Genomic DNA, 16,842 nt, shown 5'->3' with positions numbered 1-16,842 from the left:
AGTCGCGTCAGCGGCATTCAGACGGGGCGCAGGGAAGGGCATCCGACGTGGCAGACACCGCATCCATTGCCGCACCCGATCGGACGGCTGTCTTCGACGGCACCGTGGGCAAGGCCCTCGACGTGCTGGATCAGGTGGCAGGCTTCGGGCGGCCCGTGCGGTTCTCGGACGTGCTGGCGGCCAGCGCCTATCCGAAGCCGACGCTGTATCGCCTGCTGCAAACCCTCGTCAGCCAGAACATGCTGGCCTATGATCCGGACCATCAGACCTATGCGCCCGGTGCGCGTCTGGTGCGTCTGGCGCACGCGGCCTGGGCGCAATCGAGCCTCGTGCAGGTCGCGAGCCCGCATCTGGTGCGGCTGTCGCAGGCGACGCAGGAAACCGTGCACCTGGCGCAGCTCGATCACGCGCAGGTGCTGTATCTGGCGAAACGCAATGCCGCCCGTCCGGTCGAGATGTTCAGTCAGGCCGGCAAGGTCGGCCCCGCCTATTGCACCGGCGTGGGCAAGGCGATGCTGGCCTGCCTGCCGGATGCGGAAGCCGAGGCGATCATCGCCCAGCAATCCTTTCACCGCTTCCAGCCCGGCACCCTGACGACGCCCGCCGCCCTGCGCCGCGAACTGGCCGAGATCCGGGGACGCGGCTACGCCTTCGACCGCGAGGAACACGAGGCGGGCATCATCTGCATCGCGGCCCCGATCCTGACGCCTGCGGGCCGGGTTCTGGGCGCGGTATCGGTGACCAGCACCACGGCGCGCACGGATCTGGACGGGCTGGCAGGCATCGCGCCGCAGGTCTGCGCCGCAGCCCGCGCCATCGCATCCGAGGCGGCCAACTGGTCGTTCCCGGATGCAGCGCCGAGACAACCGAACACGACAGGGGGGACGCGACCATGACGGGCGTGACGTTGAACAATGCGATCAAGACCTATGGTGACGTGACCGTCATCCACGGCATCGACCTGGATGTGAAGGACGGCGAGTTCTGTGTCTTCGTTGGCCCTTCGGGATGCGGGAAATCCACGCTGCTGCGCATGATCGCCGGGCTGGAGGAAACCACCGCAGGCCGCATCGGCATCGGGGCCCGCGACGTGACCCGCCTCGATCCATCGGACCGGGGCGTCGCGATGGTGTTCCAGACCTATGCGCTCTACCCGCACATGACGGTGAAGGAGAACATGGGCTTCGGTCTGAAGATGAACGGCCACCCCAAGCCCAAGATCGCGGCCAAGGTGGCGGAAGCCAGCCGCATCCTGAAGCTGGACGACTACCTCGACCGCAAACCCGCCGCCCTGTCGGGTGGTCAGCGCCAGCGCGTCAGCATCGGGCGCGCCATCGTGCGCGGGCCCGAGGTGTTCCTGTTCGACGAACCGCTGTCGAACCTCGATGCCGAGTTGCGGGTCGAGATGCGGGTCGAGATCGCGCGCCTGCACAAGGAGATCGGCGCGACGATGATCTACGTCACCCACGATCAGGTCGAGGCGATGACGCTGGCCGACAAGATCGTGGTGCTGCGCAAGGGGCGAATCGAACAGGTCGGCGCGCCGATGGACCTGTACCGCGACCCGGACAACAGGTTCGTCGCCGGCTTCATCGGCAGCCCCGCGATGAACTTCATGATGGGCGAGGTCATGGACGGCACGGTGATCGTGCCGGGGATGAAGGCGCGGTTCGACCTTGGCCTGCGCAACCACACGGGGCCGGTCACGGTGGGCATGCGGGCCGAACACCTGATGACCGATCCCGCCGGCGACACGCATACGGTCGATCTGACCGAAAGCCTCGGCGGTGTGTCCTATGTCTATCTGCTCGGCGACACCGGCGAGCGTCTGGTGATCGAGGAACGCGGCGACCACCGCTCGCGCCGTGGCGACCGGGTCGGCGTCACCATCGATGCAAAACGGGTCTATCTGTTCGACCCTGCGTCCGAGGCGCGCATCCGCACCACGGCCTGAGGTAGCGTCCAGGTCCCCCGTTCTTCTGGTCTCAAATATCCCGGGGTGCGGGGCAGCGCCCCGTGACTTGGCTGGTGGCCAGACCGACGTCGCGTATGGTCGCACCGGGGAAGGGGGGCCAGCCCCCCGTCGCAAGCGACTCCCCCCGGGATATTTAGGACCAGAAGAAGCCGCAGGCGGGGACGGCGCCCCGCCGCAGGGGTCAGCCCAGAACGCGGGTCAAGGCGCGGTCGACCGCATCGGTGATCTGGTCGATGTCGTCCTTTGTCGCGATCAGGGCGGGGGCGAACAGCAGCGTGTTGTTGAACCCGGGGACCGAACGGTTGGTGGCCCCGATGATGACGCCCTGCGCCATGCAGTCGGCGGTGATGGCCGCGACCTGCTTTTCGCTCAGCGGCTCCTTCGTGGCGCGGTCGGTGACAAGCTCTGCACCGCAGAACAGGCCCTGACCGCGCACGTCGCCGATCACCGCGTGCTTGTCCATCAGCGCGTGCAGGTTCGCTTTCAGATGCGCGCCCATGGCGGTGGAGTTGTCGAGCAGACCTTCCTCTTCGATGATCGCCATGTTCTCGATCGCCGCCGTCGGCCCTGCGGTGCAGCCGCCGAAGGTCGAGATGTCGCGGAAATAGGACAGCGGGTCGGTGTCGTCCTTGAACTGTTCGAACACCGCATCCGTGGTCACGCAGCACGAGATGGCGGCGTAGCCGGACGCCACGCCCTTGGCCATCGTCACGATGTCGGGCTTCACGCCATATTGCTGATAGCCGAACCATGTCCCGGTGCGGCCAAGGCCGCAGACGACCTCGTCGATGTGCAGCAGGATGTCGTATTTCGCGCAGATCTCCTGCACGCGGTCCCAGTAGCCTTGCGGCGGCGTGACGATGCCGCCACCGGCGGTCATGGGTTCCAGGCACAGCGCGCCCACGGTGTCGGGGCCTTCGCGCAGGATTACCGCCTCAATGGCGTCGGCAGCACGCTGGCCGAACTGGTCGTCGGTCATGCCGTCCCAGCGGCGGTATGCGAGGCAGTGCGGCACCTGTACGAAACCGGGGGTGAAGGGGCCGTATTGCGCATTGCGCTCGGCCTGACCGCCCGCCGACAGGTTGGCGATGGTGGTGCCGTGGTAGTCGCGTTCGCGGAACAGGATCTTGTGCTTGCGCCCGCCGTGATGCTTGTGCGCGATCTGGCGCACCATCTTGAAGGCCTTCTCGTTCGCCTCCGAGCCGGAGTTGGCATAATAGACGCGGTCGAGGCCCGGCATCTTGTCCACCAGCATTTCGGCGAACTGCGCGCCGGGGATGGTGCCGGAGGCGCCTGCGAAGAAGCACATCTTTGTCAGCTGCGCCGCGACCGCGTCGGCGATCCGCTTGCGCCCGTAGCCCACGTTCACGGTCCAGACGGCACCGGACACGGCGTCGATGTGTTCCTTGCCCATGATGTCCCAGACGCGCAGGCCCTTGCCCTCGACGATGATGCGGGGATCGACGGTCTCGAACGGCTTGTGCTGGATCAGGTGGTGCCACACATGCGCGCGGTCGGCGGCGACGATGGCGGCAGGGTCATTCGACAGGACATGCTGGTTCATGGGGCGGCTTTCGCGGATTGCGGGGATTTGGCGCGAGTGTGGCCCCGCATCCGGCCCATTGCAAGGTCTCTGACAGGGCACCTGAGTCCTGTCGCCCGATCCACTTGCGGTGCCGGGTCTGTTGCGCATGATGGCGATACACGGGCTGGTTGCAGCCGACGCAGCAGGAGCGCACGGGAATGGGTCTGACATCTGCACTGGCCGCGCTGATCGTGCTGCTGGTCATCGGCGGGGCAGACCCTGCCAGCTTGCAGGGGCTGGTCCTGATCCTGCTGGCGGTGCTGGCGCTGGAGGTCGTGGCGGGCCTTGGCACTTTCGTGCGAAAGCTGTCGCGCGGACCGTCGCAACTGCCCCGTGCGGCCCGGCAGGCAGAAGGTGCGCCGACCATCGTGGTGGACGGGTCCAACGTCATGCACTGGAACGGCGAGCCGTCGGCGCTGGTCCTGACCCGGGTGGTGGTGGCGCTGACAGCGCGCGGCGAACGGCCTCACGTCTATTTCGATGCCAACGTGGGGTACAAGCTGCAGGACCGCTTTCTGAATGCCACCGCCATGGCGTTCCTGATAGGTCTGCCGCCCGCGCGCGTCACCGTGGCGGACAGGGACAACCCGGCCGACCCGCTCTTGCTGGATTACGCCATCCGCCTTGGTGTGCGGGTATTGTCGAACGACCGGTTCCGCGACTGGCGGCAGGCCTATCCGCAAATCGCCGCGCGCGGCTTTCTGGTGCGGGGACGGTGGCAGCAGGGCACGGTGATCCTCGATCTGCCCGACGTCCCCGCGCAGGCCGCATGATACCGAAAAAGCAATCCTAATCCGAGGCCTGCGCGTGTCGGTTGTGGACATGGGCGCGCTGGGCTGCTTTCTATTCCCCCGGAGGGGGTCCGCGTGTCGCGCGGGCCTTTCTCACATTGCCACAGGAGGACATGCAATGGACCGTCGTTCTTTCATCCGTACCGGCACGCTGGGCGCCGGGGCCGCCATGCTGGCCGCCCCCGCCATCGCGCAGGGCAACATCACATGGCGCATGGTCACGACCTGGCCCAAGAACTTTCCCGGCCTCGGCGTCGGCGCGCAGCGTCTGGCCGACCGCATCACCGCCGCCAGCGGTGGTCGTCTGACCGTGCAGGTCTTTTCCGCCGGCGAAATGGTCCCGCCGCTGCAGTCGCTGGACGCCGTGATCGACGGCACCGCCGAGATGAGCCACGGTGCCGCCTACTACTGGCAGAACAAGTCCGCTGCCCTGTCGTTCTTTACCGGCGTCCCTTACGGCATGACTGCGAACGAGCTGGCGGGCTGGGTCCGCTTCATGGGCGGGCAGGAGATCTGGGACGAGGTCTATGACCAGTTCGGCGTGCAGGGCTTTCTGTCGGGCAACACCGGCACGCAGGCGGGCGGCTGGTTCAAGACCGAGCTGACCGGCGTCGAAAGCCTGCAGGGCGTCCGCTTCCGCACCCCCGGTCTGGGTGGTCAGGTCTGGGAGAAACTGGGTGCCACCGTGACCAACATGGCGGCCGGTGAAATCTTCCAGGCGCTGCAGTCGGGCACGCTCGATGCGGCCGAGTTCGTCGGGCCCTACAACGATCTGGCGCTGGGCTTTTACCAGGTGTGCAAGAACTACTACTTCCCCAGCTTCGTAGAACCGGGCTTGGCGACGGAACTGGTCGTGGACAAGGCCAAGTATCAGGCGCTGCCCGCCGACCTGCAGGCCATCGTGCGCGATTGTAGTCAGGCGGAATACGACATGGTCGCCAGCGACTTCATGGCCAACGACCCGCGCGCGTTGCAGACCCTGATCAACGACCATGGCGTGAACGTGCTGCAGTTCCCCGAAAGCATCCTCGAGGCGGGTGCCGTCGCCTCGCTCGAGGTGCTGACGGAACTGCGCGACAGCGGTGACGCGCTGACCAAGAAGACCGCCGAAAGCTTCGTCGAGGCGCTGAACATCATGCGCACTCGCACGCAGGACAACGACAGCGCGTTCGTCCGCGCACGGGCGCAGTACTTCACGCTCTGACGGATCGACATGCGCAAACGAAAGGCGGCCCCGGCACGATGCCGGGGCCGCCTTTTTCTTTGGGCTTCTTCTGGTTTCAAATATCCCGGGGGTTGGGGGGCTGGCCCCCCTTCCTTACCCCGCGATCAACCGCGGCAGCCAGGTCACGATGCCCGGGAAGGCGAACAGGATCGCGATGGCGATCATCTGCAGGAAGACGAAGGGGATGATCCCCTTGTAGATCGCGGATGTCGGCAGGCTCGCCGGGGCGACGCCGCGCAGATAGAACAGCGCGAACCCGAATGGCGGCGTCAGGAACGAGGTCTGCAGGTTCACGCCCACGATCACGCCCAGCCACACCGGGTCCACGTCCAGCGCGAGCAGGACCGGCGCGGTGATCGGGATCACGATGAAGATGATCTCGAACGTGTCCAGGATGAAGCCCAAAACGAACATGATGAGCATGACCACGGCCACGGCCGTCATGGTTCCGCCAGGCAGGTTCGCCAGGAATTCGTGCACCAGGTTGTCGCCGCCCATCAGGCGGAACACGACCGAGAACACGGCAGCACCCAGCAGGATCACGAAGACCATAGACGTGATGGTGGCCGTGGCGATCACCGTCTGGTGCAGCACCTTGAACGACAGCCGCCAGCGCAGCGCCGCCAGCACCATCGCGCCCACGGCGCCCACCGAAGCCGCCTCGGTCGCGGTGGCGATGCCACCCAGGATCGAGCCCAACACGGCGAGGATCAGCAGCAGCGGCGGCACCATCGCCGTCATCACGTCGCGGCCCAGTGTGGCGCGGTCGGCGGCAGAGACGGGCGTTGCGGGCATCGACGTGGGGTTCATGTAGGCACGGAAGATCGTATAGCTCAGATACAGTCCTACCAGCATCAGGCCCGGCAGGATGGCCCCGGCGAACAGGTCGCCGACGCTGACCGGGGTGGGGGCGAAGTTGCCCTTTTCCATCTGCACCTGCGCATTGATCCCCGACAGCATGTCGCCCATGAAGATCAGCACCGTGGACGGCGGGATGATCTGCCCCAGCGTGCCGGAGGCGCAGATGACGCCCGTCGCCATCTTGGGGTCGTAGCCCGCCCGCAGCATGGCGGGCAGCGAGATCAGGCCCATCGTGACGACCGTGGCACCGACGACGCCCGTGGACGCCGCCAGCAGCGCACCCACGATGATGACCGAAATCGCAAGGCCGCCGCTGAGGTTGCCAAAGAGCTTGCCCATCGTCAGAAGCAGTTGTTCCGCGATCTGGCTGCGTTCCAGCATCACGCCCATGAAGATGAACAGCGGCACCGCGACCAGCACCTCGTTCGTCATGAAACCGATGTAGCGGTTGGGCAGAGAGCCGAAGTTCGACACGTCGAACACGCCGAAGAACATGCCGATCGCCCCGAAGCCGAGCGAGACGCCGGCCAGCGAGAAGGCCACCGGAAAGCCCAGCAGCAGAAAGCCGATGATGCCGAAGAACATGAGACCGGCGAGGATCTCTCCGAGCAGGATGGGGTCCATCAGTTCAACCCTTCGGCGATCTGGGCCGCGGGATGGGCCTGTGTTTCGGGATAGGCCATCATCGGCGGCACGAGGTCGGTGCGCCCAGCCAGGACGAGGATGGACCGGCAGATCATGGCGATGCCCTGCAGCGCGATCAGCACGACCATGGCGATGATGAACGACTTGAGGATGAACAGGCCCGGCATGCCGCCGACGTTGGAAGACGCCTCGAAATAGGACCAGGCGCGCAGGACGAACGGCATGGAATAGATGTAGACGATCCAGCAGAACGGCAGCAGGAACAGGATCGTGCCGATCAGATCGACGATCGCGCGGGTGCGCATCGTGGCGGGGCGGTAGAAGATATCGACCCGCACATGGTCGTCGCGCAACAGGGCAAAGGCCGCCACGGCGGTGAACATCGCGCCGTTCAGCCAGATATAGAGGTCCTGCAACCACACGAAGCTGGTCGCGAAGACATAGCGCAGCACGACGACGCTGAAGCAGACCAGCACAATCCCCAACGCCAGCCATGAAAAGATCTGGCCCACCAGCCAGTTCAGGCGGCTGATCGCACCTGCCACGACACTCAGACCACGTAACACGACGGCACCCCTCCCCGGTATGGCGACATGATGCAGGTTCACTGCATCGCGCGTCCGTCATGCATAAGCATCGGGAAACGCACGTCAACCTGTCTGACAGGGCGAAAGCTGCGGTGTCGCGGTGAAAATCGAGGAAACCAGCGCCGGACGTGACGCCGCAAGGCCGCGTCGGTGGTTCCATGACGGTGGTCTGGTGGAGACGATCGGGATCGAACCGACGACCTCGTCGTTGCGAACGACGCGCTCTCCCAACTGAGCTACGTCCCCACTCGAGCGATTAGATGGCGCGGCGCGGATGGGGTGTCAAGCGGTGCTGCGTTTCGGCCACAGGGGCCCTGAAATGCGCGGGGCCCATGGAACGCAGGCCGCGCCCGTGGTGTTCGACGGCGAAACAAAGGAGACGACGATGGAACCGACAGTTACAAACGTGGATACGCAGGCCGTCCTGCAGGTCATCGGCTGGAGCGCCGTCATCCTGCTGGCCATCGTCGGTCTGGTCGCGGGGCTGATCGCCGCCGTCGTCACGGGCGGCAGCAAGGCGAAGTTCATCCTCGGTGGCATCGTGGGCGCAGTGGCGCTGCCGTTCGTTCTCGCCCTTCTGGGCGTGACCGCCATCATCGGCACGGGCCTGCTGGTGATCCTCGTGATCGGCGTCGTGGGGGCCGCGATCCTCGTGGCGCTGATCGGGGCCATCGCCGGCAAGCGCGACCGGCGCAACCAGCCCGTCGACCGGCGGTTCTGATACGATCCGCCCCGCCCGACCGGGCGGGGCACAAGGGTCCTAGCGCTTTTTCCCGCCATACCGCGACTTGCCGCCGCGCATACCGCCGCGACCACCGGTCGAGCGGCCTGACGCGGCCGTGCTCTCCTCCACCGCCTTGTCCACCGCCTGCTGACGGGCCAGCGGATCGTCGGCGATGGCGAGTTCGACCGCTTCCAGCCGCTTCAGCTCGTCGCGCAGGCGGGCGGCGGTCTCGAACTCCAGGTTTTCGGCGGCCTTGCGCATGTCGGTGCGCAGACCGTCCAGCACGGTCTTCATGTTGCCGCCCTGCCGCTCGACCTTGGCTGTGACACGGTTCATGTCCACATCGCCCTTGTAGAGGCCGGCGAGGATATCCTCGACGTTCTTCTTCACCGTGGTGGGCGTGATGCCGTGTTCGACGTTGTAGGCGGTCTGCCGGGCGCGACGCCGCTCCGTTTCCTTCATCGCGCGTTCCATGCTGCCGGTGATCCGGTCCGCATACATGATGACGCGGCCTTCGGCGTTCCGGGCCGCACGGCCGATGGTCTGCACGAGCGACGTTTCCGACCGCAGGAAGCCTTCCTTGTCCGCGTCGAGGATCGCCACGAGGCCACATTCGGGGATGTCCAACCCCTCGCGCAGCAGGTTGATCCCGATCAGCACGTCGAACGCGCCAAGGCGCAGATCGCGCAGGATCTCGATCCGCTCGATCGTGTCGATGTCAGAGTGCATGTAGCGGACGCGGATGCCCTGTTCGTGCATGTATTCGGTCAGATCCTCTGCCATGCGCTTGGTCAGGGTGGTGCAGAGCGTGCGGAACCCTGCGGCGCTGACCTTGCGCACTTCGTCCAGCAAATCGTCGACCTGCATGCCCACCGGGCGGATCTCGATGATGGGGTCGATCAGGCCGGTGGGGCGGATGATCTGCTCGGTGAACACACCGCCGGTCTGCTCCAGCTCCCACGCGGCAGGCGTCGCACTGACGAACACCGACTGGGGCCGCATCGCGTCCCATTCCTCGAACTTCAGCGGGCGGTTGTCCATGCAGCTGGGCAGGCGGAAGCCATGCTCGGCCAGCGTGAACTTGCGCCGGTAGTCGCCTTTGTACATCCCGCCGATCTGGGGAACCGAGACGTGGCTTTCGTCAGCGAACACGATGGCGTTGTCGGGAATGAACTCGAACAGGGTGGGGGGCGGCTCTCCCGGTGCGCGGCCCGTCAGATAGCGGGAATAGTTCTCGACCCCGTTGCAGACCCCCGTCGCCTCGAGCATCTCGAGGTCGAAGTTGGTGCGCTGTTCCAGCCGCTGCGCCTCCAGCAGCTTGCCTTCGTTCACCAGCTGATCGAGCCGCATCCGCAGCTCTTTCTTGATGCCGATGACGGCCTGCTGCATCGTGGGTTTCGGCGTGACGTAGTGGCTGTTTGCGTAGACGCGGATCTTGGGAAAGGTGCCGGTCTTTTCCCCCGTCAGCGGATCGAACTCGGTGATCGCCTCCAGCTCTTCGCCAAAGAAGCTCAACCGCCATGCCCGGTCGTCGAGGTGGGCGGGCCAGATTTCGAGGCTATCACCACGTACCCGGAAACATCCGCGCTGAAAGCCCGCATCGTTGCGACGGTACTGCTGGGCGATCAGATCGGCCATGATCTTGCGCTGGTCATAGGATTTGCCGGTGTGGATGTCCTGCGTCATGGCGCCATAGGTTTCCACCGACCCGATGCCGTAGATGCAGGACACCGACGCCACGATGATCACGTCGTCACGCTCCAGCAGCGCCCGGGTGGCCGAGTGGCGCATCCGGTCGATCTGTTCGTTGATCTGGCTTTCCTTCTCGATATAGGTGTCCGACCGGGCGACGTAGGCCTCCGGCTGATAGTAGTCGTAGTAGCTGACGAAATATTCGACGGCGTTGTCCGGAAAGAACCCCTTGAACTCGCCGTATAACTGCGCCGCCAGCGTCTTGTTGGGCGCAAGGATGATCGCGGGGCGCTGCGTCTCCTCGATGATCTTGGCCATGGTAAAGGTCTTGCCGGTCCCCGTCGCGCCCAGCAGCACCTGATCCCGCTCGCCGTTGCGCACGCCTTCCGACAGCTCTGCGATGGCCGTAGGCTGATCGCCTGCGGGTTCGAAATCGGTGCGCAGGACGAAGCGACGACCGCCCTCCATCTTCTCGCGCTCGCGCACATTGGGGGCGGGGTTCGACAGATAGGCGGCGTCGGCGATCTCGCGCTTGTCGGTCTGGGCGTAGGCCATGGGGCATCCTTCGGGGTTGGATCATATTTGACCCCTCTGCCGCGCGGTTCAAGGGGCGTGACGGTCGAACCGCTGCAGGTGACCGGCGACGGGTGCACCCGGATATGCTAGGGTGCGACATATTGGCATGCAGGGGGGCTGCGATGGGTCTGTCGATACTGCTGGGCACCTCGAAAGGCGCGTTCGTCGTAAGCGAGGGTGTCAGGGTCGCCACGGGGCCGTTCTGCCACGGCTGGCCGATCAACCATGTGATCGGCGATGCGGCGACGGGTATGCTCTGGGCCGGTGGCGGCGGCGACTGGCACGGCGCCGGCGTGTGGCGCAGCGGGGACGGCGGTGCCACGTGGACGCTGTCCAAGCTGACGACGGGCCAGATGGACGATTTCGCCGCGAACGATCCGGGTTTCGCGCAGATGATCGGCTGGACCGACACGCCGGTGCCGTTCGGGCGGGACTTCACCCAGGTCTGGTCGCTGCACCATGCGCATGGCGTCCTTTATGCAGGCACGAAACCCGCGCGCCTGCTGGCCAGCCGCGACAATGGCGCGACATGGGAGATGGTGAAAGGCCTGACCGAGGATCAGGGCGTGAACGACTGGCAGGCGGGCGGGGCGGGGCTGACGCTGCACAGCATCGTCACCCACCCGGCCGATCCGGACCGCATGTGGGTCGGCATCAGCGCCGAAGGTGTCTTCGCGACCGAGGATGGCGGTGCCACATGGGACCGCCGCAACCGCCTGTCGAACGCGGGGGCTTGCGCCGATCACTACCACCCCGCCGGGCCGGAAGGGGGAGAGGTCGGGCATTGCGTTCACAACGTGATGCGCGCGCCGGGCGATGCGGACGTCATCTATCAGCAGAACCACCACGGGGTCTGGCGCTCCGCCGACGGCGGGCGGTCGTGGGATGACGTCACGGCGGGCCTGCCGTCCACATTCGGCTTTCCGATCCGGGTGCATCCGCGCGATCCCGACACGATCTGGACCCTGCCGCTGAACGGCGACAGGACGGGACGCTTCCCGCCCGACGCTGCCTGTGCGGTCTGGCGGTCGCGCGACGGCGGCGCGACATGGGACGACCTGCGTCACGGCCTGCCGCAGCAGGGCTGCTATTTCACCGTGCTGCGGCAGGCGATGGCGGGCGACGCGCGCGACCCGGCGGGGCTCTATTTCGGGACCAACTCCGGCTCCGTCTTCGCCAGCCGGGACGAGGGCGACACCTGGACGGAGGTCACGCGCCACCTGCCCACCATCCTGTCGGTGGAGGTGCTGGAGACCGCATGAGCCGTGGTTGACGCGGGCGGGCAGGGGCGTAGGGTCGCGGCCAAACCATAGGAGAGCCCCATGTCCGACCATCTGGACCCCGTGAAACTCGACCGTCTGGCCGAAGTTGCCGTGCGCACCGGCGTCAACCTGCAGCCGGGGCAGGACCTGATCATCACCGCCAACATGTCCGCTCTGCCGCTGGTGCAGCGCATCGCCGTGCACGCCTACAAGGCAGGGGCCGGGCTGGTGATCCCGTTCTTCACCGACGACGCCATCACGCTGGCGCGGTATGAAAACGCCGCCGACGACAGCTTCGACCGCGCGCCCGCGTGGTTCTACGAAGGGTTGGGCAAAGCCTACAAGGCGGGCGCCGCGCGCATGGCGATCACCGGCGACGACCCCATGCTGCTGGCCGAACAGGACCCGGCACGCGTCGCCCGCGCATCGAAGGCGGTGTCCATCGCCGCCAAACCCGCCATGCAGCCCATCGTGGGGTTCGAGGTGAACTGGAACATCGTGGCCTTCCCCGGCGCCGCCTGGGCGGCCCGCGTGTTCCCCGACCTGCCCGTGGATCAGGCGCAGGGCAAACTGCTCGACGCGATCTATGACGCGTCGCGCCTTGGCGGTGACGACCCGGTGGCGAACTGGGCCGACCACACGACAGAGCTGAAAAAGCGCGTGACGTGGCTGAACGACCAGAACTTCACGGCACTCCACTACACCGGGCCGGGCACCGACCTGCACCTCGGTCTGGCGGAAGGACACATCTGGAAGGGCGGCGCATCCCCCGCGCTGAACGGCGTCGTCTGCCAGCCCAACATCCCGACCGAAGAGGTGTTCACCTGCCCGCACGCCTACAAGGCGGACGGCACCGTCGCCGCGACGAAACCGCTCGCCTATCAGGGCACCGTGATCCGCGACATCGCCGTCCGGTTCGAGGCGGGCCGCATCGTCGCGGCGACGGCATCGTCCGGCGAGGCCGTGTTCCGTGACCTGCTGAAGGTCGACGACGGGTCCAGCCGCATCGGCGAGGTGGCGCTGGTGCCCCACTCTTCGCCGATCTCGCAATCCGGCACGCTGTTCTACAACACGCTGTTCGATGAAAACGCGTCCTGCCACATCGCGCTGGGCCAATGCTATGCGGACACGATCACGGGCGGGTCCGACCTGTCCGAGGACGAGTTGAAGCAGAAGGGCGGCAACCAGTCGCTGATCCACGTGGACTGGATGATGGGCTCCGACGCGGTGGACATCGACGGCATCGGTCGTGACGGCGTGGTGGTGCCGGTGATGCGCCGCGGCGAATGGGCGTTCTGACCGCTGCGGGCAAGGGGGCTGCGACACGTCTCCCCCTTGCCCTTCGCCTGCGATTTTCCGATACAGACAGGGCCTTGTTCAGGAGTGTCGCCATGCAGGCCCGCATCTATCGTCCCGCCCGGACCGCCATGTCGTCCGGCACGGCCAAGACCCACACCTGGGTGCTGGATTTCGTGGCCGACACCGCACGCGAGATCGACCCCCTGATGGGCTGGACCAGCTCCGGCGACACGCAAAGTCAGGTGCGACTGACCTTCGCCACCAAGGAAGAGGCGCTGGATTACGCGCGCGCAAACGGCATCGACGCGGTGGTGACGGAGCCTCAATCGCGCCGTGCCAATGTGCGCACGGGCGGCTACGGCGAGAACTTTGCCACGAATCGCCGTGGGGTGTGGACCCACTGATCGGTTGGTACTGACGCCGGGCGCCGCCCTGTGCCGTGCTGGCGGGCGCATGGTCGGATCTTCGAATTGGGTGCGACCCGACAGGCGGATGCGGCGCGACCGTGCCGCTGATTGCGCTTGGGACTGATGCAGCGTCAAGGCATCTGCCCGGGGCGATACCGTGACATCCGTGACGATGCAGCGGTCCGCACCATCGCATTGCGGCACCCTGCCTCCGGCCTCCGAGCCGCATGTGGCGTCTTCGGCGGCTTCTCCATCACGTCGGTGCCTGTAACGGCGGTGTCGCGTCCCGCCCGATGACCCTTGCATCATGGCGTGATGCCGGTCCCGGGGGCCGACCCTGTCGCGTCATTCCCGGACAGTTGGTTCGCATTGGGACGCGACGTGTCGGTTCAGTCAGCCCATGTCGCCGTATCAAAGCACCGAGCAGGCCCCGCGCACAGGTGTCCCCGACCGTAGCCGTGGGCGGGTTGCCCCGGTTTCGCGCGGGCAACATTGGGAACTGGCTGCATCGCGCCCTAGTTAGGCTACGCGCCGCAACGGCACGCATGGCGCAGCCGACGAACTGCAACTGCCATTGCAAGTGAGGTTGGCCGCCCTCGGGCGCCTGTGGCTTTCGGCGTCTGGCAGGACGGGGCGGGAACGATGCCTTCGGCCTCGTATCCAACCGACACGGTGGTCATGCCCCTTCGATGCGTGATCAGAACCGCACGATCGCCGCAGCGACGCCCGGCATCAAGCGACGGACCGGCAGGATCGCAGGATCGCACGGAGCGTGGCGTCACCCGCCGACCCTTGGGGTTTGACGGCGCTGGACGATTCTTCGGCCCGCGATTTGCAACTGGGTGGTCGGATCGTTGGCAAATGGCCTGCCGCACGTCGGGCCTGCGCCGTCATGGCCAAGGGCCATTGCAAGGCAGAGCTGGTCGCGGCCCCGGGAAACTGCGCGAAGGGTGCCTGCGTCACGCACTCCACCTTGGCCCCCTGACACCCCCGACGAGCGGGATGCATCGCTGGAGCGGTGCATCGTTCTGGCTGGTCGCCATTTGATTCTCTATGGTCGCATCAAGTTTTGCCTCCGTTGCCGTTGCCGTTGCCGTTGCCGAGGACATGGACGACCGCCCGATCTTGAAGGTGTCGGACGTCGACCATAATCGCGTCACTCGCCTGCCGATCAGGATGCGCCCGGGGAAATTGAAGCCGCATCTCGGATGATCGAGCAAGCCGGTCAGACGGGCGGTGCAGGCGCAATCAAGCAGCCAGGGTTCACAGTTGGGGTTCGTGAGTGGGACAAGCTTTTCCTTGCCCGGACCTGCTGACAACGACCCGCCGCCACGGGAGTCAGTTGCATGGCATCAAAATCCCCCCCGGCTTCGGCCCGGCGGCGGTATTTTGAAGAGACCTCGCGGTGTCTTTCCACCGTTTGTCCCGTCTACCGGGTCGACCTCTCATCGTCGGTCCGATCCGCACCGCTTGGTGCCGTTCTGCGACAAATTCCAAGGCAGCACCAACCGATGCGCGACGTCACAGCCCGAACGCCTGCCGACGCGCGGACTGGCTCGAACACGTTCTACTCTGGGCACGTGGGCATGACCTGGATCTGGCCGGGGTATTGCGCACCGGATCAGGCTTCGGCCGCCTGCTGCATCCGTCCCGCGATGAACTCGGCGATTTCAAGTCGGGTCGTGCCATCAAGTGAGCCGAGGCGATTGCGCCAGATGTCGTATCCCAGGCCAACCCACGCGTCGGCACCGTGATCGGCCGATGTCTGTGCCGAGGTGGCTCCCGATGTCTCCAGTGCCCCCATCAACCGATCCAGTTTTCGCAGCAACTGACTTTGAACCAGACCCTGCCGCACGATGTGTTGGCGCAGGCTGGCGTTGTCTGGCTCACCCGACGGCACGGCTGGCGCGGTCGGTGTTGCCACCGCCGACGCGGAGATGTCCCGGGACAGTTGATTCACAGCGGCCGTCAACGCCGTGACGGCATCGGCGGTGCCTGCAATTCCATCCAGCGCGACCGACATGTCCTGTATCTTGTCTATCAGTCCGGCAGAAACATCCTGCGCGGACGCAGCCTCTTGACGGGTGAGAATCCGTTCGGTCACGTCCGCCTGGCGACCCAATGCCGTCGTCAGCCAAGACAGGTCCTGCGCAGCCGACTGTTGCCACAGATCGTCCAGACGACCGACGATGGTCTGATGCGCAACATCGGACCGCAGCGCATTGGAGGCCCGGTCTGCGCGGATGCTGGCGACCACGTCGTCCACGGCCGTTCGCAGGTCAGCGTGCGACGGCACGTCGGCGCGGTCCCGTTCAATGTCGCCCTGCAAGGTGCGGATTGCGTGGCCGAGGTCGCTGATCGAGTTCGTGACGATACTGGTCCGGTCGTGCGAAAACCGTTGCATCAGGTGATCCAGTTCCGCGGCGATCCTGATGTCGACAGTGGCGGCATGGGCATGTGCCACCTGCAGGCCGGCGTCGATCCGGTCCAGTCTCGCAAGAATTGCGACCCCCTCCTCATCGGGTGCAGCACCGCGTTCCGGGGGGGCGGTCGGATCATCCGTTGCTTCGACCGCCGCGCGCGCGTCCGCTCCTTCGACGGTCTCCGGCTGCGGCACACCTGATCCCGTGGTTTCGTGGGCTTTGGGCAAGGACGGTTGCAGGCCAGACGGACCGGCAGCGTCCGCCTCTTCTGCGTCAGGCAAAGGCGGTGCGGTATCGCACGCGGGATCGAGGGATGTCGCCATGCCGTCCAACACCGCAGGCAGGCCGTCGGGACAGCCAACGGCGACGGTGCCGTCGTCGCAAATCACCAGAAGCGTCAGACCATCCAGATCGCGCACGGATTGCGGGTCGATGGACCAGACGATGCCATCCGCTGGGGGGGACAGCACATGCGTGACGAATCCCTGCTGGTGCAAGGTGGTGATCCGGTCCGGCCAAAGTGTACGTCCATGGCTCACGGTGTATCCTGTCACACAATATCGCAATTCAGGTCGACGGAACGAAACCGCGATCAACCGACCACCTTTGCTTGCCTAAACCCCCAGCCCTTAAGCGAGGATTAACGCCGTACCGCAGGATCGGTTTTTCCTTCGCACGTACCGCGTGCTGAAAGGTTTTGATAACCTGTCCGGGGTTAGATCGTGGCACCGCGGGCATCGTGCCCGCGGCACATCGGGCGCGGGGTCGCATGGCACAGGGTCGGAATCGA

Annotated in this window: 13 protein-coding genes and 1 tRNA gene; 8 read left to right on the top strand and 6 right to left on the bottom strand. The window is 65.9% G+C overall.

Annotated elements, in window-relative coordinates; all coding sequences use genetic code 11:
* Nucleotides 1–47 precede the first annotated feature (47 nt).
* Together BMX16_RS04465 and BMX16_RS04460 are read left to right on the top strand one after the other, a co-directional pair.
* Nucleotides 48–896 (top strand): IclR family transcriptional regulator, encoded by an 849-nt coding sequence (locus tag BMX16_RS04465; RefSeq protein ID WP_245731319.1) that lies wholly within the window; start codon nt 48–50, stop codon nt 894–896.
* Nucleotides 893–1,954, top strand: coding sequence for an ABC transporter ATP-binding protein (locus tag BMX16_RS04460; protein WP_089899350.1), 1,062 nt, complete (start codon nt 893–895; stop codon nt 1,952–1,954). Before BMX16_RS04465 ends, BMX16_RS04460 begins: the two co-directional genes overlap by 4 nt.
* A gap of 202 nt (nt 1,955–2,156) precedes the next feature.
* Here the strand turns inward: BMX16_RS04460 and BMX16_RS04455 are convergent, their stop codons facing one another.
* Complete coding sequence (locus BMX16_RS04455; protein WP_089899347.1) at nt 2,157–3,539, bottom strand: aminotransferase family protein; 1,383 nt, start codon at nt 3,537–3,539, stop codon at nt 2,157–2,159.
* Between the two features lie 179 nt (nt 3,540–3,718).
* Here BMX16_RS04455 and BMX16_RS04450 point away from each other — a divergent pair, with 179 nt between their 5' ends.
* On the top strand, nt 3,719–4,333 hold the full coding sequence (locus BMX16_RS04450; protein WP_089899344.1) for an NYN domain-containing protein: 615 nt from the start codon (nt 3,719–3,721) through the stop codon (nt 4,331–4,333).
* Between the two features lie 136 nt (nt 4,334–4,469).
* Entirely contained in the window at nt 4,470–5,555 is a 1,086-nt protein-coding gene (locus BMX16_RS04445) for a TRAP transporter substrate-binding protein (RefSeq protein WP_089899341.1), read from the top strand.
* A gap of 114 nt (nt 5,556–5,669) precedes the next feature.
* On the opposite strand, the gene BMX16_RS04440 is transcribed toward BMX16_RS04445, so the two are convergent.
* From BMX16_RS04440 to BMX16_RS04430, 3 genes are all read right to left on the bottom strand, one after another.
* Nucleotides 5,670–7,061, bottom strand: a complete 1,392-nt coding sequence (locus BMX16_RS04440) for a TRAP transporter large permease (RefSeq protein WP_089899336.1) — start codon at nt 7,059–7,061, stop codon at nt 5,670–5,672.
* Entirely contained in the window at nt 7,061–7,648 is a 588-nt protein-coding gene (locus BMX16_RS04435) for a TRAP transporter small permease subunit (RefSeq protein WP_089899698.1), read from the bottom strand. Before BMX16_RS04435 ends, BMX16_RS04440 begins: the two co-directional genes overlap by 1 nt.
* Nucleotides 7,649–7,839: 191 nt before the next feature.
* Nucleotides 7,840–7,915, bottom strand: a tRNA-Ala gene (locus BMX16_RS04430).
* Between the two features lie 139 nt (nt 7,916–8,054).
* On the opposite strand from BMX16_RS04430, the gene BMX16_RS04425 reads away from it, so the two are divergent.
* Entirely contained in the window at nt 8,055–8,390 is a 336-nt protein-coding gene (locus tag BMX16_RS04425; RefSeq protein WP_143057994.1) for a GlsB/YeaQ/YmgE family stress response membrane protein, read from the top strand.
* Between the two features lie 39 nt (nt 8,391–8,429).
* Here BMX16_RS04425 and uvrB read toward each other — a convergent pair whose 3' ends face one another.
* Nucleotides 8,430–10,640, bottom strand: coding sequence for an excinuclease ABC subunit UvrB (gene uvrB / locus BMX16_RS04420; RefSeq protein ID WP_089899330.1), 2,211 nt, complete (start codon nt 10,638–10,640; stop codon nt 8,430–8,432).
* 143 nt (nt 10,641–10,783) lie between these two features.
* Between uvrB and BMX16_RS04415 the strand changes: the two genes are divergently transcribed.
* The 3 genes from BMX16_RS04415 to BMX16_RS04405 all read left to right on the top strand — a co-directional run bounded on the left by BMX16_RS04415 (nt 10,784) and on the right by BMX16_RS04405 (nt 13,626).
* Nucleotides 10,784–11,923 (top strand): WD40/YVTN/BNR-like repeat-containing protein, encoded by a 1,140-nt coding sequence (locus BMX16_RS04415; RefSeq protein WP_089899328.1) that lies wholly within the window; start codon nt 10,784–10,786, stop codon nt 11,921–11,923.
* A 60-nt stretch (nt 11,924–11,983) separates the two neighbouring features.
* Complete coding sequence (locus BMX16_RS04410) at nt 11,984–13,222, top strand: aminopeptidase (protein ID WP_089899325.1); 1,239 nt, start codon at nt 11,984–11,986, stop codon at nt 13,220–13,222.
* Nucleotides 13,223–13,314: 92 nt separating this feature from the next.
* The gene (locus tag BMX16_RS04405) at nt 13,315–13,626 is read left to right on the top strand and encodes an ETC complex I subunit (protein ID WP_089899322.1); all 312 of its coding nucleotides are present in this window, start codon (nt 13,315–13,317) and stop codon (nt 13,624–13,626) included.
* A gap of 1,624 nt (nt 13,627–15,250) precedes the next feature.
* Here BMX16_RS04405 and BMX16_RS04400 read toward each other — a convergent pair.
* Entirely contained in the window at nt 15,251–16,648 is a 1,398-nt protein-coding gene (locus BMX16_RS04400; protein ID WP_143057993.1) for a hypothetical protein, read from the bottom strand.
* Between the last annotated feature and the right edge of the window lie 194 nt (nt 16,649–16,842).

The sequence above is a fragment of the Loktanella fryxellensis genome, from assembly GCF_900110065.1.
GTDB classification, from domain to species: Bacteria; Pseudomonadota; Alphaproteobacteria; order Rhodobacterales; family Rhodobacteraceae; genus Loktanella; species Loktanella fryxellensis.
This window is presented reverse-complemented; position numbering and strand designations above follow the sequence as displayed.

What these genes read in the sequence shown, in the direction of transcription:
- BMX16_RS04460 (WP_089899350.1), top strand. Translation starts at nt 893, where the DNA reads ATGACGGGCGTGACGTTGAACAATGCGATCAAGACCTATGGTGACGTG.
- BMX16_RS04455 (WP_089899347.1), bottom strand. Translation starts at nt 3,539, where the DNA reads ATGAACCAGCATGTCCTGTCGAATGACCCTGCCGCCATCGTCGCCGCC.
- BMX16_RS04450 (WP_089899344.1), top strand. Translation starts at nt 3,719, where the DNA reads ATGGGTCTGACATCTGCACTGGCCGCGCTGATCGTGCTGCTGGTCATC.
- BMX16_RS04445 (WP_089899341.1), top strand. Translation starts at nt 4,470, where the DNA reads ATGGACCGTCGTTCTTTCATCCGTACCGGCACGCTGGGCGCCGGGGCC.
- BMX16_RS04440 (WP_089899336.1), bottom strand. Translation starts at nt 7,061, where the DNA reads ATGGACCCCATCCTGCTCGGAGAGATCCTCGCCGGTCTCATGTTCTTC.
- BMX16_RS04425 (WP_143057994.1), top strand. Translation starts at nt 8,055, where the DNA reads ATGGAACCGACAGTTACAAACGTGGATACGCAGGCCGTCCTGCAGGTC.
- uvrB (WP_089899330.1), bottom strand. Translation starts at nt 10,640, where the DNA reads ATGGCCTACGCCCAGACCGACAAGCGCGAGATCGCCGACGCCGCCTAT.
- BMX16_RS04415 (WP_089899328.1), top strand. Translation starts at nt 10,784, where the DNA reads ATGGGTCTGTCGATACTGCTGGGCACCTCGAAAGGCGCGTTCGTCGTA.
- BMX16_RS04410 (WP_089899325.1), top strand. Translation starts at nt 11,984, where the DNA reads ATGTCCGACCATCTGGACCCCGTGAAACTCGACCGTCTGGCCGAAGTT.
- BMX16_RS04405 (WP_089899322.1), top strand. Translation starts at nt 13,315, where the DNA reads ATGCAGGCCCGCATCTATCGTCCCGCCCGGACCGCCATGTCGTCCGGC.